The sequence below is a fragment of the Methylobacterium oryzihabitans genome, assembly GCF_004004555.2.
Taxonomy (GTDB): domain Bacteria; phylum Pseudomonadota; class Alphaproteobacteria; order Rhizobiales; family Beijerinckiaceae; genus Methylobacterium; species Methylobacterium oryzihabitans.
This window is the reverse complement of the sequence record NZ_SACP01000002.1, coordinates 111,871-126,007: the sequence shown is the minus strand read 5'-3', so window position 1 is coordinate 126,007 and position 14,137 is coordinate 111,871. Positions and strand designations below refer to the sequence as shown.

Genomic DNA, 14,137 nt, shown 5'->3' with positions numbered 1-14,137 from the left:
GATCGGATCGACGCCTTGGACAGGACGGGGACGACGAGGAATACCGAGAAAATACCCGGGACGATTTTTCCATTCCCTTGAGGCAGGACGGTGACGCCCGGCCGGTCCCGCCGTGCGGGAATCTGTCGGATTGTGCCGGCGCCGGCGGCGCCTACATCTCCGGGGGCCGTCTTCTCGCGACCGCGCGCTCCTGCGCGACCACTGCCGAGCCTCCTTTGAGCAAGCCCAAAGCCCTCCTGACGTCCGAGCGCCGCATGGACGACCTCGACACCTCGATCCGCCCCCTGAGCCTCGCCGACTTCACCGGGCAGCGGGCGGCGCGGGCCAACCTCCAGGTGTTCATCGACGCGGCCAAGAAGACCGGCCAGGCCCTCGACCACGTGCTGTTCGTCGGGCCGCCCGGCCTCGGCAAGACCACGCTGGCGCAGATCGTCGCCCGCGAGCTCGGGGTGAACTTCCGCTCGACCTCCGGCCCGGTGATCGCCAAGGCCGGCGACCTCGCGGCGCAGCTCACCAACCTGGAGGAGCGCGACGTCCTGTTCATCGACGAGATCCACCGGCTCAACCCGGCGGTGGAAGAAATCCTCTATCCGGCGATGGAGGACTACCAGCTCGACCTCATCATCGGCGAGGGGCCGGCGGCGCGCTCGGTGAAGATCGAGTTGCCGAAATTCACCCTGGTCGCCGCCACCACCCGGGCCGGCCTGCTGACGACGCCGCTGCGCGACCGCTTCGGCATTCCGATCCGGCTCGAATTCTACGAGATCGACGAACTCGAGGCGATCGTCACCCGCGGCGCCCGGGTGCTCGGCATCGGCATGTCGGCGGACGGCGCCAACGAGATCGCGCGGCGGGCCCGCGGAACGCCGCGCATCGCCGGGCGGCTGCTGCGCCGGGTGCGCGACTTCGCCATCGTCGAGGACGCCCCGACGGTCACGCGGGCCATCGCCGACCGGGCGTTGCGGCTCCTCGACGTCGACCCGGCCGGGCTCGACACCATGGACCGCAAGTATCTCGGCATGATCGCCCACGCCTATAACGGCGGTCCGGTCGGGGTCGAGACCATCGCGGCGGCGCTGTCGGAGCCCCGCGACGCGATCGAGGAGATCATCGAGCCCTACCTGATCCAGAAGGGCTTCGTGCAGCGCACGCCCCGCGGGCGCGTCCTCACCGCCCACGCCTTCCGGCATCTCGGCCTGCCCGAGCCGAACCGCGATCCGGCGCAGCAATACGGCCTGTTCACCGGCGACGAGGATGCGTGATGGGACGCCGCGGCGCCGGATCACCCGCCGCCGCGTCCTCGCCGGGGCCGGCGCCGTGGCGGCGTCGGGTGTCGCGGGCGGCGCCTACGCCACCGGGATCGAGCCGTTCCGGTCAGTGGTGACATCCTATGACATCCGGCCGCGTGCGCCCTGGCCGGCGGGCCTGCGCCTGCGCATCGCCGCGCTTGCCGACCTCCATGCCTGCGAGCCGTGGATGAGCCCGACGCGGATCGCCGGAATCGTCGCGGCGACGAACGCCCTCGAACCCGACCTCGTGGTGCTGCTCGGCGACTACGTCGCCGGGCTGAACGTCGTCACCCGCTACGTCACGGCAGCCGAGTGGGCGCCGGTGCTCGGTGGATTGCGGGCGCCGCTCGGCGTCCACGCGGTGCTCGGCAACCACGACTGGTGGGAGGACCGCACCGCCCAGGCCCGGGGCCGCGGCCCGACGATCGCGGGCGAGGCGCTGGCGAAGGCCGGCATCCGCGTGCTGTCGAACGAGGCGGTGGCGCTCCCGGTGCCGGGCGGGCCGGTCTGGCTCGCCGGGCTGGAGGACCAGCTCGCCCTGCTGCCGGGCCGGCGCCGCCACGGCCACCCGCGGATCGGCCTCGACGACCTCGCCGCCACCCTGGCGCCGGTCCCGGACGGGGCGCCGGTGATCCTGCTCGCCCACGAGCCCGACATCTTTCCCAAGGTCCCGGCCCGGGTGGCGCTCACCCTGTCGGGCCATACCCATGGCGGGCAGGTCCGGCTATTCGGCCAGTCGCCGATGGTTCCCTCGCGCTACCGCAACCGCTACGCCTATGGCCATATCCGCGAGCACACCGACCTCGTGGTCTCCGGCGGACTCGGGCTCAGCATCGCGCCGGTGCGTTTCGGCGTGCCGCCGGAGATCGTGGTCGTTACCCTCGGCGCAGAGACTTCCGCATGACCCCCCACTGCCTGCCGGTCCGCGTCTACTACGAGGACACGGACTTCTCCGGCTTCGTCTACCACGCGAGCTACCTGCGCTTCATGGAGCGCGGCCGCACCGAGATGCTGCGCGGGCTCGCCGGCGACCAGTCCGAGCTGCACCGCGACGCCGACGGCCTCGTCTTCGTCGTGCGCCGCATGACCCTCGACTACCGCAGGCCGGCGGTGATGGACGACCTGCTCACCGTCGTGACGGCCACGAGCGAGCTGCGCGGCGCCTCGCTCCACCTCGCCCAGGAGGTGCGCCGGGGCGACGAGGTGCTTGTGAGCGCCGCGGTCGTCGTGGCCTGCGTACGCAACGGCCGGGCGATCCGGCTGCCCGAGTCCCTGCGCCGGCGGATGGCCCCCGCCTCCTCAACCGAACCTTAACCTTGCCGGGCCTTTAACTCCGTCCGGGCCCGGCCCGGTTCTCCTGCGTCGATGCCCCTTACTTTCGACAGATTCGAGCGCGATCCACACAGGCATCCGCTCAGTCTGATGGAGCACCAGGGCCCGGCCCCGCCGGTCCCGGACGTGAGGACGACTGCATGACCCCCGCCGATGCCGTCCAGGCGCTGCCGGCCCACGAGATCACGATGTTCGGCCTGTTCTGGCAGGCGCATTTCGTCGTCAAGGTGGTGATGCTCGGCCTGATCGGCGCCTCGGTCTGGTGCTGGGCGATCATCGTCGACAAGACCCTGCTGTTCCGCCGCATTCGGACCGAGATGGACGCCTTCGAGGAGGCGTTCTGGTCCGGCCGCTCCCTGGAGGAGCTGTACCGGGCGCACAACGACAAGCCGGCGTCGGGGCTCGCCGCCCTGTTCGTCGCCGCGATGCGCGAGTGGAAGCGCTCGTTCGAGGGCTCGGGCCGCTCGATCCAGAGCCTGTCGCAGCGCATCGACAAGGTGCTCGACGTCACGATCCAGCGCGAGGTCGAGCGGCTGGAATCGCGGCTGCTGTTCCTCGCCTCGATCGGCTCGGCCGGCCCGTATATCGGCCTGTTCGGCACCGTGTGGGGCATCATGACCGCCTTCACGTCGATCGCCGCCTCCAAGAACACCTCGCTCGCCGTCGTCGCGCCGGGCATCGCCGAGGCGCTGTTCGCCACCGCGATCGGGCTGTTCGCGGCGATCCCCGCGGTGCTCGCCTACAACAAGCTCCAGGCCTCGGTGCAGAAGGCGCAAGGCCGCCTGGAGGGCTTCGCCGACGAGTTCTCCGCCATCCTGTCCCGCCAGATCGACGAGCGCATGGCGCTGGCCGCCTGACGCGCCGGTCCACCAGGGAGCAGAGCCATGGGCATGGCCACCGGAGCCGCGCAGGGCGGCGGGCGCCGCCGGCGCGGACGGCGCAGCGGCGCGATCAACGAGATCAACATGACGCCGTTCATCGACGTCGTGCTGGTGCTGCTTATCATCTTCATGGTGGCCGCGCCGATGATGACCACCGGCGTCCCCCTCGACCTGCCGCAGACCAAGGCGGCGGCGCTCAACTCCGACTCCAAGCCGGTCACCCTGTCGATCCGCCAGACCGGACAGGTCTATCTCGGCGAGGACGAACTGACCGACGACGGCATCGTGGCGCGGCTCTCGGCTGCCGCCAAGGACGGCTTCGAGGAGCGGGTGTTCGTGCGCGGCGACAAGCGGGTCGATTACGGCCGGGTGGCGCAGGTGATGGCGATCGTGACCGGCGGGGGCTTCAAGAAGGTCGCCCTGGTCACCGAGCAAGAGCAGCGCTGAGGCGCCGCGATGGGTGTGTCCCTCAAGCGTACCGAACCGGGCGTCTGGATCTCCGGCAGCCTCCACGCGGCTTTGCTCGGCGTCGCGCTGTTCGCCGCCGCGGCGCACGAATTGCCGCAATCCGAGGAGGGCGTGCCGGTCGAGGTCATCACCGAGAACCAGTTCTCCGAGTTGACCAAGGGCTCCCGCGACGGCGAGGCCCCGGCGCCGACGCCGCGCGCCGACCGGGTGTCGGAGACGCACGAGGAGCGCGACCCCGGCGAGGCCAAGACCAACGTGCCGACCCCGCCGACCCGTCCGCCGGACATCAAGGTCGCGAGCGCCGAGGAGATGCCGCTGCCGCCGCTGCGGCCGGCGCTGGAGCAGCCCGACCCGGCCCAGGCCGAGGCGGCGCGTGCGGAGGCCGCGCGCGCGGAGGCCGCCAAGGCTGAAGCGGCCAAGGCGGAAGCCGCGAAGGCGGAAGCCGCGAAGGCCGCGGCGGCGGAAGCCGCGAAGCAGTCCGCCAAGGCCGCGGCGGCCAAGGCGGCCGCCGACGCGAAGGCGGCCGCCGAAGCCAAGGCCGAGGCGGCCCGCGCGGAAGCCGCACGCCGCGAGGAACTGGCGGAGATCGCCCGCGAGGAAGCCGAAACGAAGGCCAAGGCGGAGGCTGCGAAGGCCGAGGCCAAGGCGCGCGCCGACGCGAAGGCGAAGGCGGAGGCCGCCGTGAAGGCCAGGGCCGAGGCGCAGGCCCGTGCCGAGGCCGAGGCGAAAGCCAAGGCGGAGGCCGAGGCCAAGGTGAAGGCGCTGGCCGAGAAGGCGGCGGCGGACGCCCGTGCCGAGGCGAAGGCCGAGGCGGATGCGAAAGCCAAGGCCGACGCCGAGGCCAAGGCCGCGGCGGTCGCGGAAGCCAAGGCGAAGGCCGCCGCCGAGGCCCGCGCCAAGGCGGTCGCCGACGCGAAGGCCAAGGCCGCGGCGGAGGCCAAGGCCCGCCGCCTCGCCGAGGAGGCCGACCGCTTCAATGCCGGCTCGATCCGCGACGCCCTGGCCTCGCGCGCGCCGTCGCAATCGACCGGCGCCACCGGCCGCGACGTGCAGCGCACCGCCGCCCTCGGCACCGCCTCCGGCACGGCGCAGCGCCTCAACCCGAGCCAGCGCGACGCCCTCGTCGGCCTGCTCCAGCAGCAGATCGAGCGCTGCTACTCGGCGCCGCCCGGCGCCCAGCAGGGCATCGTCCTGCCGCAGCTCGACATCCGCCTGAACCCGGACGGGTCGCTCACCACCGAGCCGCGCATCCTGCGCGCCGGCGGCAGTTCCGTCGACCGCTCGATCGCCGAGGCGGCGGTGCGCGCGGTGCGCCGCTGCGCGCCCTACCGCATCCCGGCCCAGTTCGCCCCGTTCTACAACGACTGGCGGGTGATCAACGCGGAGTTCGAGCTCCCGCGGGCGTGATGACGCGAGCTGTCACACGCACCCCCAACCCTCCCCCCTCTGCGGGGGAGGGTGCCCGGCGGAGGCCGGGCGGGAGAGGGGAGCGCGACGGTGCCGGAGGTGGCACTCGTCATGACGGCCGCGACCTTTCCGGAGGCGGCGTCCCCTCTCCCGGCTCGCTCCGCTCGCCACCCTCCCCCGCAGAGGGGGGAGGGTTCGGGCGCAGCGCCTTCACCCCACCATGGAACCTCCCATGCCCCCACGCTCGACCCCGCGGCGCATCCCCGCCGCGCTCCTGTGGCTCGTCATGGCCGCCCTCGTGCTGTCGGCCGGCCTTCCTTCGCCGGCTAGGGCGCAGCTCAACCTGCGCATCGGGTCCGGCGGCGCGTTCCAGCCGATGCCGATCGCGGTCGCGGACTTCTCCGGCGATCCGAGCCTCGGCCCGATGGTGTCGGGCATCGTCACCAACAACCTGAAGCGGTCGGGCTACTTCGTCCCGGTCGAGAAGGCGCGCTTCCCCGAGCAGCCCGGCTTCGACGCGGTGCCGAATTTCGCCGCCTGGAAGGAGACAGGGGCGCAGGGGCTCGTCACCGGCCGCGTCACCCGCGACGGCTCGGGGCAGCTGCGCACCGAGTTCCGGCTCTGGGACGTCGGCTCGGGCCAGCAGATGATCGGCCAGCAATATGCCGGCGAGCCGTCCAACGCCCGCCGGATGGGCCATCTCCTGTCGGATGCGGTCTACACCAAGATCACCGGGCTGGGGCCCTACTTCGACAGCCGCATCGCCTTCGTGGACGAGTCCGGCGCGAAGGAGAACCGCCGCAAGCGCCTCGCGATCATGGACCAGGACGGCGCCAACGTGCGCTACCTGACCAGCGGCGACGCCGCGATCGTGGCGCCGCGCTACTCGCCGGCGACCCAGGACATCACCTACATGTCCCAGACCACCGGCCAGCAGCCGCGGGTCCAGGTCATCAACCTCCAGACCGGCTCGCGGCAGGTGATCCCGACCCAGGCCGAGATGAGCACCAGCCCGCGCTTCGCGCCGGACGGGCGCCGGCTGGTGATGAGCGACCAGGACGGCGGCAACGCCAGCATCTACGTCATGGATCTCGGCTCCAAGGCGCAGACCCGGCTCACCAACGCCAACGCCATCGACACCTCGCCGTCGTTCTCGCCGGACGGGCGCGAGATCGTGTTCGAGTCCGACCGCGGCGGCCAGCAGCAGATCTATGTCATGGGGGCGGACGGCTCGAACCCGCGCCGGATCTCGTTCGGGGACGGCGCGGCCTCGCAGCCGGCGTGGTCGCCGCGGGGCGACTACATCGCCTTCACCCGCCAGCGGAAGGGCTCGTTCGCGATCTGCATCATGAAGCCCGACGGCTCCGGCGAGCGGGTGCTCACGGAGGGCTTCCACAACGAGGGCCCGACCTGGGCGCCGAACGGCCAGTACGTGCTGTTCTTCCGCGATCCCGGCGGGCAGGCCGGCGGCAAGCTCTACATGGTCGACGTGACCGGCAAGGTCGAGCAGCCGGTGCCGACCCCCTCCTACGCCTCCGACCCGACCTGGTCGCCGCTGATCGAGGCGCGGCGGTAGCGAGCGCCGACGGCGTCGCCCGGCTTGCGGCGGAGCCGGGCGTCGAGGGGCGGAAGCGTCACGCTCCCTGCGCGTCCGCCTGCATCGCGTGGGCCGGGCGGCCCTGGGTGGTGCGGGCGAGGGCGCTCCCGGCCTCCATCCGGTGCACCCGCACCGGGATCGACTTCGCCGCCGGGGTCTTGCTGCCGACGGCGTAGTGCCACAGCGGCAGCAGGATGTTGGCCTCCGGGTAGTAGGCCCCGACGCAGCCGATCGGGACGTCGTAGGGCACCACCGTGAGCCCGGCGAGCTCGCGCCGCACGCCGTCGTTCGCCACCGTCTCCACCCGCACCATCCCGCCGGGCTCGAGGTTCAGCCGGTCGATGTCGGTGCGGTTCATCAGCAGCACGTCGCGGGTGCCCTTGATGCCGCGGAAGCGGTCGTCGTAGCCGAACACCGTGGTGTTGAACTGGTCGTTGCTGCGCAGGGTCATCATCCGCAGGATGTCGGGCTCGTCCCCGGGCATGTCGGGATCCTCGTCGAGGGCGCCCGGCGTGATGAAGTTCGCCCGGCCGGTCGGCGTGTGCCACTCGCGCTTGCAGGCCGGCAGGACGCGCTGGAAGCCGCCCGGCTCCCACATCCGGCGATCGTAGTCGTGGAAGGTCTCGGGGAAGGTCTCGCCGATCGCCGCGCGGATCAGCCGGTAGTCGTTGCTCCAGGCATCCCACGGCACCCGGGGGTTGGGCTCCAGCACCCGCTTGCCGAGCTCCGCCACCAGCCGGATCTCGCTGATGAGGTGGGGCGAGGCGGGCGTGCGCATCCCGCGCGAGCCGTGGATGCAGCCCGAGGTGTCCTCCATCGACACCGACTGGATGCCGGTGCCCTGGCGGTCGGTCTCGATCCGGCCGAGGACCGGCAGGATGTAGCTGATCTCGCCCGGGATCAGGGCGGTGCGGTTGAGCTTGGTGATCGCGTTGACGGTGAGCCGCAGGCGCCGCCAGGCCGGCTCGATCACGCTGCGGTCGGGCACCGCCCGGACGAAGTTGCCGCCGAGCTCGATGAAGCAGTCGACCTCCCCGGCGATGATCGCCTCGCAGGCGTCGACCGAGGCGTAGCCCTCGTCGCGGGGCGGCTCGAAGCCGTATTGCTGCGCCAGACGGTCGAGGGGCACCAGTTCCGGCTTCTCGGTGACGCCCATCGTGCGCTGGCCCTGCACGTTGGAATGGCCGCGCACCGGGCAGATGCCGGCGCCGCCGCGGCCGATATTGCCGCGCATCAGCAGCAGGTTGACGAGCATCTGCACGGTCTCGACCCCGGCGCGGTGCTGGGTCAGGCCCATGCCGTAGATGCCGATCGTCGCCGTCGCGCGGGCATAGACCGCCGCGGTGGCCTCCATCGCCTGCCGCGGCAGGCCGGCGCGGCGCTCCAGCTCGGCCCAGTCCTGCCGGCGCAGCCACGCCAGGAACTCGTCGAAGCCGTGGGTGTGGGCCGCGATGAACGCCCGGTCGAGGACCGGGGCGCCGCCGTCGCGGGCCGCCGCGTCGTCGATCTCGACCACCGCCTTGCAGATCGCAGTCAGCGCCGCGAGGTCGCCGCCGGTCTTCACCTGATGGTATTGCGAGCTGATCGGGGTGTCGCGCCGCGTCAGCATCTCGGTCGGCGATTGCGGGTTGGTGAAGCGTTCGAGCCCGCGCTCGCGCAGGGGGTTGTAGGTGATGATCGCCGCGCCGCGCTCGCTCGCCTCCTGGAGCGGATGCAGCATCCGCGGGCTGTTGCTGCCGGGATTCTGGCCGAAGAACAGGAAGCAGTCGGCCTTGGCGAAATCGGCCAGCGAGACGCTGCCGATCGCCTGCCCGATGCTCGCCGGCAGGGCGACCGAGGTCGTCTCGTGGCAGAGGTTCGAGGAATCCGGCAGGTTGTTGTTGCCGTAGAGCCGGGCGAACAGCCCGTAGAGATAGCTCGCCTCGTTCGAGCAGCGGCCCGAACTGTAGAACACCGCCCGCTTCGGGTCGCGGGCCCGGCTCGCCCGCAGCTCGCGGGCGATCTCCTCGATCGCCGAGCCCCACGAGACCGGCACGTAGCGGTCCGAGGCCGCGTCGTAGCGCATCGGATGGGTGAGTCGGCCGGGCCGTTCGAGGTGGTAGTCGTCCCAGCCGAGCAGTTCGGTGACCGTGTGCTCGGCGAAGAACTCCGGCGTGCAGCGGTGATTGGTGATCTCCCACGCCACCGTCTTGGCGCCGTTCTCGCAGAACTCGAACGGCAGCGGCTGGGCCGGCTTGACCCAGGCGCAGCCGACGCACTGGAAGCCGTCGACCTTGTTGTGCCGGGTCAGCAGCAGCGCGCCGCTCGCCAGCACGTTCTCCCGCGCCAGGATGTTGCCGAGGGATCGCGCCGATCCCCAGCCGCCGGCCGGACCGGCGTAAGGCTTGAACGAGACGCGGTTGGCCATGGCGAGGCTCCCGAGGGCGTGGATTGACGGATGATAGGGGCGGCCGCGGGTGCCCATGCTAGCGAGACGCCAGCGACATCCCGACGGAGCGGCCGCGATGCTGGTGAAACCCGACTACATGCTGGAGAAGCCGGACGTGCCGTCGTCCCCGAAACTGTTCCTCGACCAGACCGTGATCCCGGCCGCCGCCAACGCCGCCGGGGCGGTGGAGCGGGGCGTCGAGCGGGCGGTCGTCGCGGTGCGGCGCGAGCCGCTTCTCGCCGTGTGTCTCCTCGCCGGCGCCGGCCTCGCCGTGGCCTTGTGGCGGCAGCGCCGGTGACCGGGGCCGGCCACCCCCGCGACGGCCGAGACGATGCGTCCTCATTCCGGCTCCTGACGGCGTTCCTGGCGGGGCCAATCCCCGCCGCAACAAGCCCCGCCGCCCGATAAAGTTCGATCTTTGCCGCGGATGAATGCGGAATGGCCGTGTATTGATGGCGTCGTGGCGTCTTCATCAGCGCCGAGCGCCGTGCGAATGCATGCGGGACTTTAACATCCGTCAGTGCGGACGGCGACCTGATCCAGCAGACAAGGGCAAGGTATCCGGATGATCGCTCGTCGTCTGGCCCGATACGCTGAAGAGCCGCATGCCTGCAGCCGACTCCGCCGCTAGGCGGGGCTCCGATGGCGCGTGACGCCGTGACCGCCGGTCGGTTGCGCCGCGCACGGCGCTGGGCCGCGGCCGGCCTCGCGCTGGCTGCCCTGCCGGGCTGCCAGATGAGCCTGCTCAACGCCAAGGGACCGGTCGGCGCCGCCGAGGCCAACATCCTGGTCGTGGCGAGCGTCATCATGCTCGCCATCATCGTCCCGACGATGATCGGCACGCTGGTCTTCGCGTGGTGGTTCCGGGCCTCGAACACGAGGGCGCGCTACCGGCCGGACTGGGCCTTCTCAGGGCGGATCGAGCTCGTGATCTGGTCGGTGCCGTTCCTCACCATCCTGTTCCTCGGCGGCATCGCGTGGATCGGCTCGCACCAGCTCGACCCGGCGGTGCCGCTCGCCTCCGACAGGAAGCCGCTGCGGGTCCAGGTCGTCTCGCTCGATTGGAAGTGGCTGTTCCTCTACCCCGAGCAGGACGTCGCCTCGGTCAACGAACTGGTGATGCCGGCGGGAACGCCGGTCCACTTCGTGATGACGTCGAGCAGCGTGTGGAACTCGTTCTTCGTGCCGCGGCTCGGCAGCATGATCTACACGATGCGGGGCATGACCTCGCAGATGCACCTGATGGCCGGCGACGAGGGCACGCTGCACGGCCTGTCGACGCATTTCAGCGGCGACGGCTTCTCCGACATGCACTTCCCGGTCCGGGCGGTCTCCGACGAGGCCTTCGCCGGCTGGGTCCGGGGCGCGAAGGCCGGGCCGGTGCTCGACGCCGCCGCCTACGGCGATCTCGCCCGGCAGGGCGTGGTCGAGGCGCCGCGCCGCTACGGCGGCGTCGCCGAGGGCCTGTTCCAGGGCATCGTCGACCAGACCATCCCGAAGGGACCGGGCCCGGCGCAGGGCGCCGACAACGGGGCGCCCCCCAGCGTGAAACCCAAAGGGGGCTCGTGAGCATGCTCGGCAAGCTGACCTGGTCGGCGATTCCGTTCGACCAGCCGATCCCGCTCGTCGCCGCGGCCCTGGTGGGCGTGGTCCTCCTCGGCGTCATCGCCTGGGTCGCGATCGCCGGCTGGCTGCCGTATCTGTGGCGCGAGTGGATCACGAGCGTCGACCACAAGCGCATCGGCGTGATGTACGTGCTGCTCGGGCTCGTCATGCTGGTCCGGGGCTTCTCCGACGCGATCCTGATGCGCTCGCACCAGGCCTTCGCCTACAAGGCCGCCGGCTACCTGCCGCCGGAACACTACGATCAGATCTTCTCCGCCCACGGCACGATCATGATCTTCTTCGGCGCGATGCCGTTCGTGATCGGGCTGATGAACTTCGTCGTCCCGCTCCAGCTCGGCGTGCGCGACGTCGCCTTCCCGACACTCAACTCGGTGTCGTTCTGGCTCACCGCGTCGGGCGCGCTGCTCGTCAACGTGTCGCTGGTCGTCGGCGAGTTCGCCCGCACCGGCTGGTGGCCGGCGCCGCCGCTCTCCGAGACGACCTACTCGCCCGGGGTCGGGGTCGATTACTACCTGTGGGCGATCCAGATCTCGGGCGTCGGCACGCTGATGTCGGGGATCAACCTCGTCACCACGATCCTCAAGATGCGCGCGCCGGGCATGAGCTACCTGCGCATGCCGATGTTCTGCTGGACCGCGCTCGCGTCGAATCTCCTCATCATCGCGGCCTTCCCGATCCTCACCGCGACCCTCGCGATGCTGACCCTCGACCGCTACCTCGGCTTCCACTTCTTCACCGACGAGGCCGGCGGCAACTCGATGCTGTTCATGAACCTCTTCTGGGCCTGGGGGCACCCGGAGGTCTACATCCTGGCGCTGCCGGCCTACGGCGTCTTCTCCGAGGTGATCTCGACCTTCTCCGGCAAGCCGCTCTTCGCCTACCGCTCGATGGTGTGGGCGACGCTGGCGATCTGCCTGCTCTCGTTCACGGTGTGGCTGCACCACTTCTTCACCATGGGGCCGGGCGGCGACGTCAACGGCGTGTTCGGCATCACCTCGATGATCATCGCGGTGCCGACCGGCGTGAAGATCTTCGACTGGATGTTCACGATGTACGGCGGCCGGGTGCGGTTCACCACGCCGATGCTGTGGTCGGTGGCGTTCCTCGTCACCTTCGTGGTCGGCGGCGCGACGGGCGTGCTGCTGGCGATCCCGCCGGCCGACTTCGTGCTGCACAACTCGCTGTTCCTGGTCGCGCATTTCCACAACGTCATCGTCAGCGCAGTCGTGTTCGCGGCCTTCGCCGGCTACACCTACTGGTTCCCGAAGGCGTTCGGCTTCACGCTCGACGAGTGGTGGGGCAAGGCGGCGTTCTGGTTCTCCCTCGTCGGCTACGTCTGGGTGTTCACGCCGCTCTACGTCGTCGGCCTGATGGGCATGACCCGGCGGATGCAGCATTTCGACGTCGCCGAGTGGTATCCGTGGATCGTGGCGGCGAGCCTCGGCGTGATCGTGATGGTGTTCGGCGTGGTCTGCCAGGTGGTGCAGCTCGTCGTCAGCATCCGGCGCCGCGAGTCGCTGCGCGACCTCACCGGCGATCCGTGGGACGGGCGCTCGCTCGAATGGGCCACCGCCTCGCCGCCGCCGGCCTTCAACTTCGCGGTGCTGCCGCATGTCGAGGGCGAGGAGGCGTACTGGACGATCAAGCAGCGGGCGCGCGAGCAGGCGCGCCTGCGCGAGGAGCCGGATTACGAGCCGGTCGAGATGCCGCTCAACTCGCCGACCGGGTTCGTCTGCGCGTTTTTCGCGACCGTGATCGGCTTCGCGATGATCTGGCACATCTGGTGGATGGCGGCGGCCGGGTTGGCGGGCGCCTTCGCGACCTTCGTGGTCTTCGCCTGGCGCGACCGGGTCGAGTACGAGATCCCGGCCGAGGACGTGGCGCGGATCAACCGCCTCAACCGTGCGAGCCGCACCGAGGCGCTGCGGCAGGCCCGCCGGAGGGCGGTCGCATGAGCGACACCGCCGCCTTCGCCCCGGTGGCGCCGCCGCCGCGCCGCGACCCCCACCATCTCGGTCACCATGCCCGCCCCGGCGAGGGCGAGGCGACCGCGGCCGGACGCGGCACCGGCGGTCCGGCGCCGAAGCGCATCGTCGTCGGCTACGGGTTCTGGATCTTCCTGCTCAGCGACATCGTGATGTTCGCCGCGTTCTTCGCGGCCTACGCGGTGCTGCGCGGCGGCACCGCCGGCGGGCCGGGCCCGCGCGACCTGTTCGACCTCACCACCGTGGCTATCGAGACCGGCTGCCTGCTGATCTCCAGCTTCACCTGCGGCGTCGCCACCCTGGCGCTGGCGGCGCGCCGGCCCTTCGCCTTCCAGGCCGCGATGGCGGTGACGTTCCTGTTCGGCGCCGCCTTCCTGGCGCTGGAACTGCGCGAGTTCACCGACCTCGTCGCCCGCGATGCCGGGCCGTCGCGCAGCGCCTTCCTGTCGGCGTTCTTCACCGTGGTCGGCTGCCACGGCCTGCACGTCACCGCCGGTCTGCTGTGGCTGCTCACCATGATGGCGCAGGTGCTCACCAAGGGCTTTCGCGCCGACATCCTGCGCCGGGTGATGTGCTTCTCGCTGTTCTGGCACGCCCTCGACATCGTCTGGGTCGCCGTCTTCACCGTCGTCTACCTCATGGGGTCGATCGCATGAGCCAATCCGACACCGACGATCGCGCCGGGGCCGACACCGCGCCGGGCGACGAGTACGGCCACGAGGAGTTCGGCGCCGGCCTGCGCAGCTACCTCATCGGCCTCGCCCTCGCGACGCTGCTCACCGCGGCATCGTTCTGGGTCGTGCACACGCGGCTGATGTGGGCGCCGGCCATTCCGGCCGCGCTGCTGGTCTTCGCCGTCGCCCAGATGGGCGTGCACCTCGTGTTCTTCCTGCACCTCACCACCGGGCCGGACAACACCAACAACGTGATGGCGCTCGCCTTCGGCGTGCTGATCGTGGTGCTGCTGTTCGGCGGCACGGTGTGGATCATGGCCCACATGAACCACAACATGATGATGCCGGCCGATCCGGTGGCGGCACGGCCATCCCACCCCCCCGGGCACCATTGACGGACGCCGAAACCCCGCCGGCCGTGGATCCGGCCGGCGGGGTCTGCGACTGAAG

At 71.0% G+C, this 14,137-nt stretch carries 13 protein-coding genes; 12 read left to right on the top strand and 1 reads right to left on the bottom strand.

Annotation, left to right across the window (positions count from 1 at the left end):
• The first annotated feature begins 254 nt into the window (after positions 1-254).
• From ruvB to tolB, 7 genes are all read left to right on the top strand, one after another.
• Positions 255-1,262, top strand: a complete 1,008-nt coding sequence (gene ruvB / locus EOE48_RS03085) for a Holliday junction branch migration DNA helicase RuvB (RefSeq protein ID WP_127727315.1) — start codon at positions 255-257, stop codon at positions 1,260-1,262.
• Complete coding sequence (locus EOE48_RS03080) at positions 1,255-2,193, top strand: metallophosphoesterase (RefSeq protein WP_127727314.1); 939 nt, start codon at positions 1,255-1,257, stop codon at positions 2,191-2,193. The genes ruvB and EOE48_RS03080 overlap by 8 nt, the downstream gene beginning before the upstream one ends.
• On the top strand, positions 2,190-2,603 hold the full coding sequence (gene ybgC / locus EOE48_RS03075) for a tol-pal system-associated acyl-CoA thioesterase (RefSeq protein WP_127727313.1): 414 nt from the start codon (positions 2,190-2,192) through the stop codon (positions 2,601-2,603). The genes EOE48_RS03080 and ybgC overlap by 4 nt, the downstream gene beginning before the upstream one ends.
• Positions 2,604-2,761: 158 nt before the next feature.
• Positions 2,762-3,478 (top strand): protein TolQ, encoded by a 717-nt coding sequence (tolQ, locus tag EOE48_RS03070; protein WP_127727312.1) that lies wholly within the window; start codon positions 2,762-2,764, stop codon positions 3,476-3,478.
• Positions 3,479-3,505: 27 nt separating this feature from the next.
• Entirely contained in the window at positions 3,506-3,949 is a 444-nt protein-coding gene (locus tag EOE48_RS03065; RefSeq protein WP_127727311.1) for an ExbD/TolR family protein, read from the top strand.
• A gap of 9 nt (positions 3,950-3,958) precedes the next feature.
• The gene (gene tolA / locus EOE48_RS03060; protein ID WP_127727310.1) at positions 3,959-5,377 is read left to right on the top strand and encodes a cell envelope integrity protein TolA; all 1,419 of its coding nucleotides are present in this window, start codon (positions 3,959-3,961) and stop codon (positions 5,375-5,377) included.
• A 286-nt stretch (positions 5,378-5,663) separates the two neighbouring features.
• Positions 5,664-6,953: a Tol-Pal system beta propeller repeat protein TolB gene (gene tolB, locus EOE48_RS03055; RefSeq protein ID WP_246153937.1), complete on the top strand. Its 1,290-nt coding sequence runs from the start codon at positions 5,664-5,666 to the stop codon at positions 6,951-6,953.
• Positions 6,954-7,011: 58 nt separating this feature from the next.
• On the opposite strand, the gene EOE48_RS03050 is transcribed toward tolB, so the two are convergent.
• Positions 7,012-9,381 (bottom strand): FdhF/YdeP family oxidoreductase, encoded by a 2,370-nt coding sequence (locus EOE48_RS03050; RefSeq protein ID WP_127727308.1) that lies wholly within the window; start codon positions 9,379-9,381, stop codon positions 7,012-7,014.
• A 97-nt stretch (positions 9,382-9,478) separates the two neighbouring features.
• On the opposite strand from EOE48_RS03050, the gene EOE48_RS03045 reads away from it, so the two are divergent.
• The 5 genes from EOE48_RS03045 to cyoD all read left to right on the top strand — a co-directional run bounded on the left by EOE48_RS03045 (position 9,479) and on the right by cyoD (position 14,082).
• Entirely contained in the window at positions 9,479-9,700 is a 222-nt protein-coding gene (locus EOE48_RS03045) for a hypothetical protein (RefSeq protein WP_127727307.1), read from the top strand.
• A gap of 344 nt (positions 9,701-10,044) precedes the next feature.
• Positions 10,045-10,971, top strand: a complete 927-nt coding sequence (gene cyoA, locus EOE48_RS03040; protein ID WP_127727306.1) for a ubiquinol oxidase subunit II — start codon at positions 10,045-10,047, stop codon at positions 10,969-10,971.
• 2 nt (positions 10,972-10,973) lie between these two features.
• Positions 10,974-12,983, top strand: a complete 2,010-nt coding sequence (locus EOE48_RS03035) for a cbb3-type cytochrome c oxidase subunit I (protein ID WP_127727305.1) — start codon at positions 10,974-10,976, stop codon at positions 12,981-12,983.
• Complete coding sequence (gene cyoC, locus EOE48_RS03030; RefSeq protein WP_127727304.1) at positions 12,980-13,669, top strand: cytochrome o ubiquinol oxidase subunit III; 690 nt, start codon at positions 12,980-12,982, stop codon at positions 13,667-13,669. Before EOE48_RS03035 ends, cyoC begins: the two co-directional genes overlap by 4 nt.
• Entirely contained in the window at positions 13,666-14,082 is a 417-nt protein-coding gene (gene cyoD, locus EOE48_RS03025) for a cytochrome o ubiquinol oxidase subunit IV (protein WP_127727303.1), read from the top strand. Before cyoC ends, cyoD begins: the two co-directional genes overlap by 4 nt.
• Positions 14,083-14,137: the final 55 nt, after the last annotated feature.

What these genes read in the sequence shown, in the direction of transcription:
- ruvB (WP_127727315.1), top strand. Translation starts at nt 255, where the DNA reads ATGGACGACCTCGACACCTCGATCCGCCCCCTGAGCCTCGCCGACTTC.
- EOE48_RS03080 (WP_127727314.1), top strand. Translation starts at nt 1,255, where the DNA reads ATGCGTGATGGGACGCCGCGGCGCCGGATCACCCGCCGCCGCGTCCTC.
- ybgC (WP_127727313.1), top strand. Translation starts at nt 2,190, where the DNA reads ATGACCCCCCACTGCCTGCCGGTCCGCGTCTACTACGAGGACACGGAC.
- tolQ (WP_127727312.1), top strand. Translation starts at nt 2,762, where the DNA reads ATGACCCCCGCCGATGCCGTCCAGGCGCTGCCGGCCCACGAGATCACG.
- EOE48_RS03065 (WP_127727311.1), top strand. Translation starts at nt 3,506, where the DNA reads ATGGGCATGGCCACCGGAGCCGCGCAGGGCGGCGGGCGCCGCCGGCGC.
- tolA (WP_127727310.1), top strand. Translation starts at nt 3,959, where the DNA reads ATGGGTGTGTCCCTCAAGCGTACCGAACCGGGCGTCTGGATCTCCGGC.
- tolB (WP_246153937.1), top strand. Translation starts at nt 5,664, where the DNA reads ATGGCCGCCCTCGTGCTGTCGGCCGGCCTTCCTTCGCCGGCTAGGGCG.
- EOE48_RS03050 (WP_127727308.1), bottom strand. Translation starts at nt 9,381, where the DNA reads ATGGCCAACCGCGTCTCGTTCAAGCCTTACGCCGGTCCGGCCGGCGGC.
- EOE48_RS03045 (WP_127727307.1), top strand. Translation starts at nt 9,479, where the DNA reads ATGCTGGTGAAACCCGACTACATGCTGGAGAAGCCGGACGTGCCGTCG.
- cyoA (WP_127727306.1), top strand. Translation starts at nt 10,045, where the DNA reads ATGGCGCGTGACGCCGTGACCGCCGGTCGGTTGCGCCGCGCACGGCGC.
- EOE48_RS03035 (WP_127727305.1), top strand. Translation starts at nt 10,974, where the DNA reads ATGCTCGGCAAGCTGACCTGGTCGGCGATTCCGTTCGACCAGCCGATC.
- cyoC (WP_127727304.1), top strand. Translation starts at nt 12,980, where the DNA reads ATGAGCGACACCGCCGCCTTCGCCCCGGTGGCGCCGCCGCCGCGCCGC.
- cyoD (WP_127727303.1), top strand. Translation starts at nt 13,666, where the DNA reads ATGAGCCAATCCGACACCGACGATCGCGCCGGGGCCGACACCGCGCCG.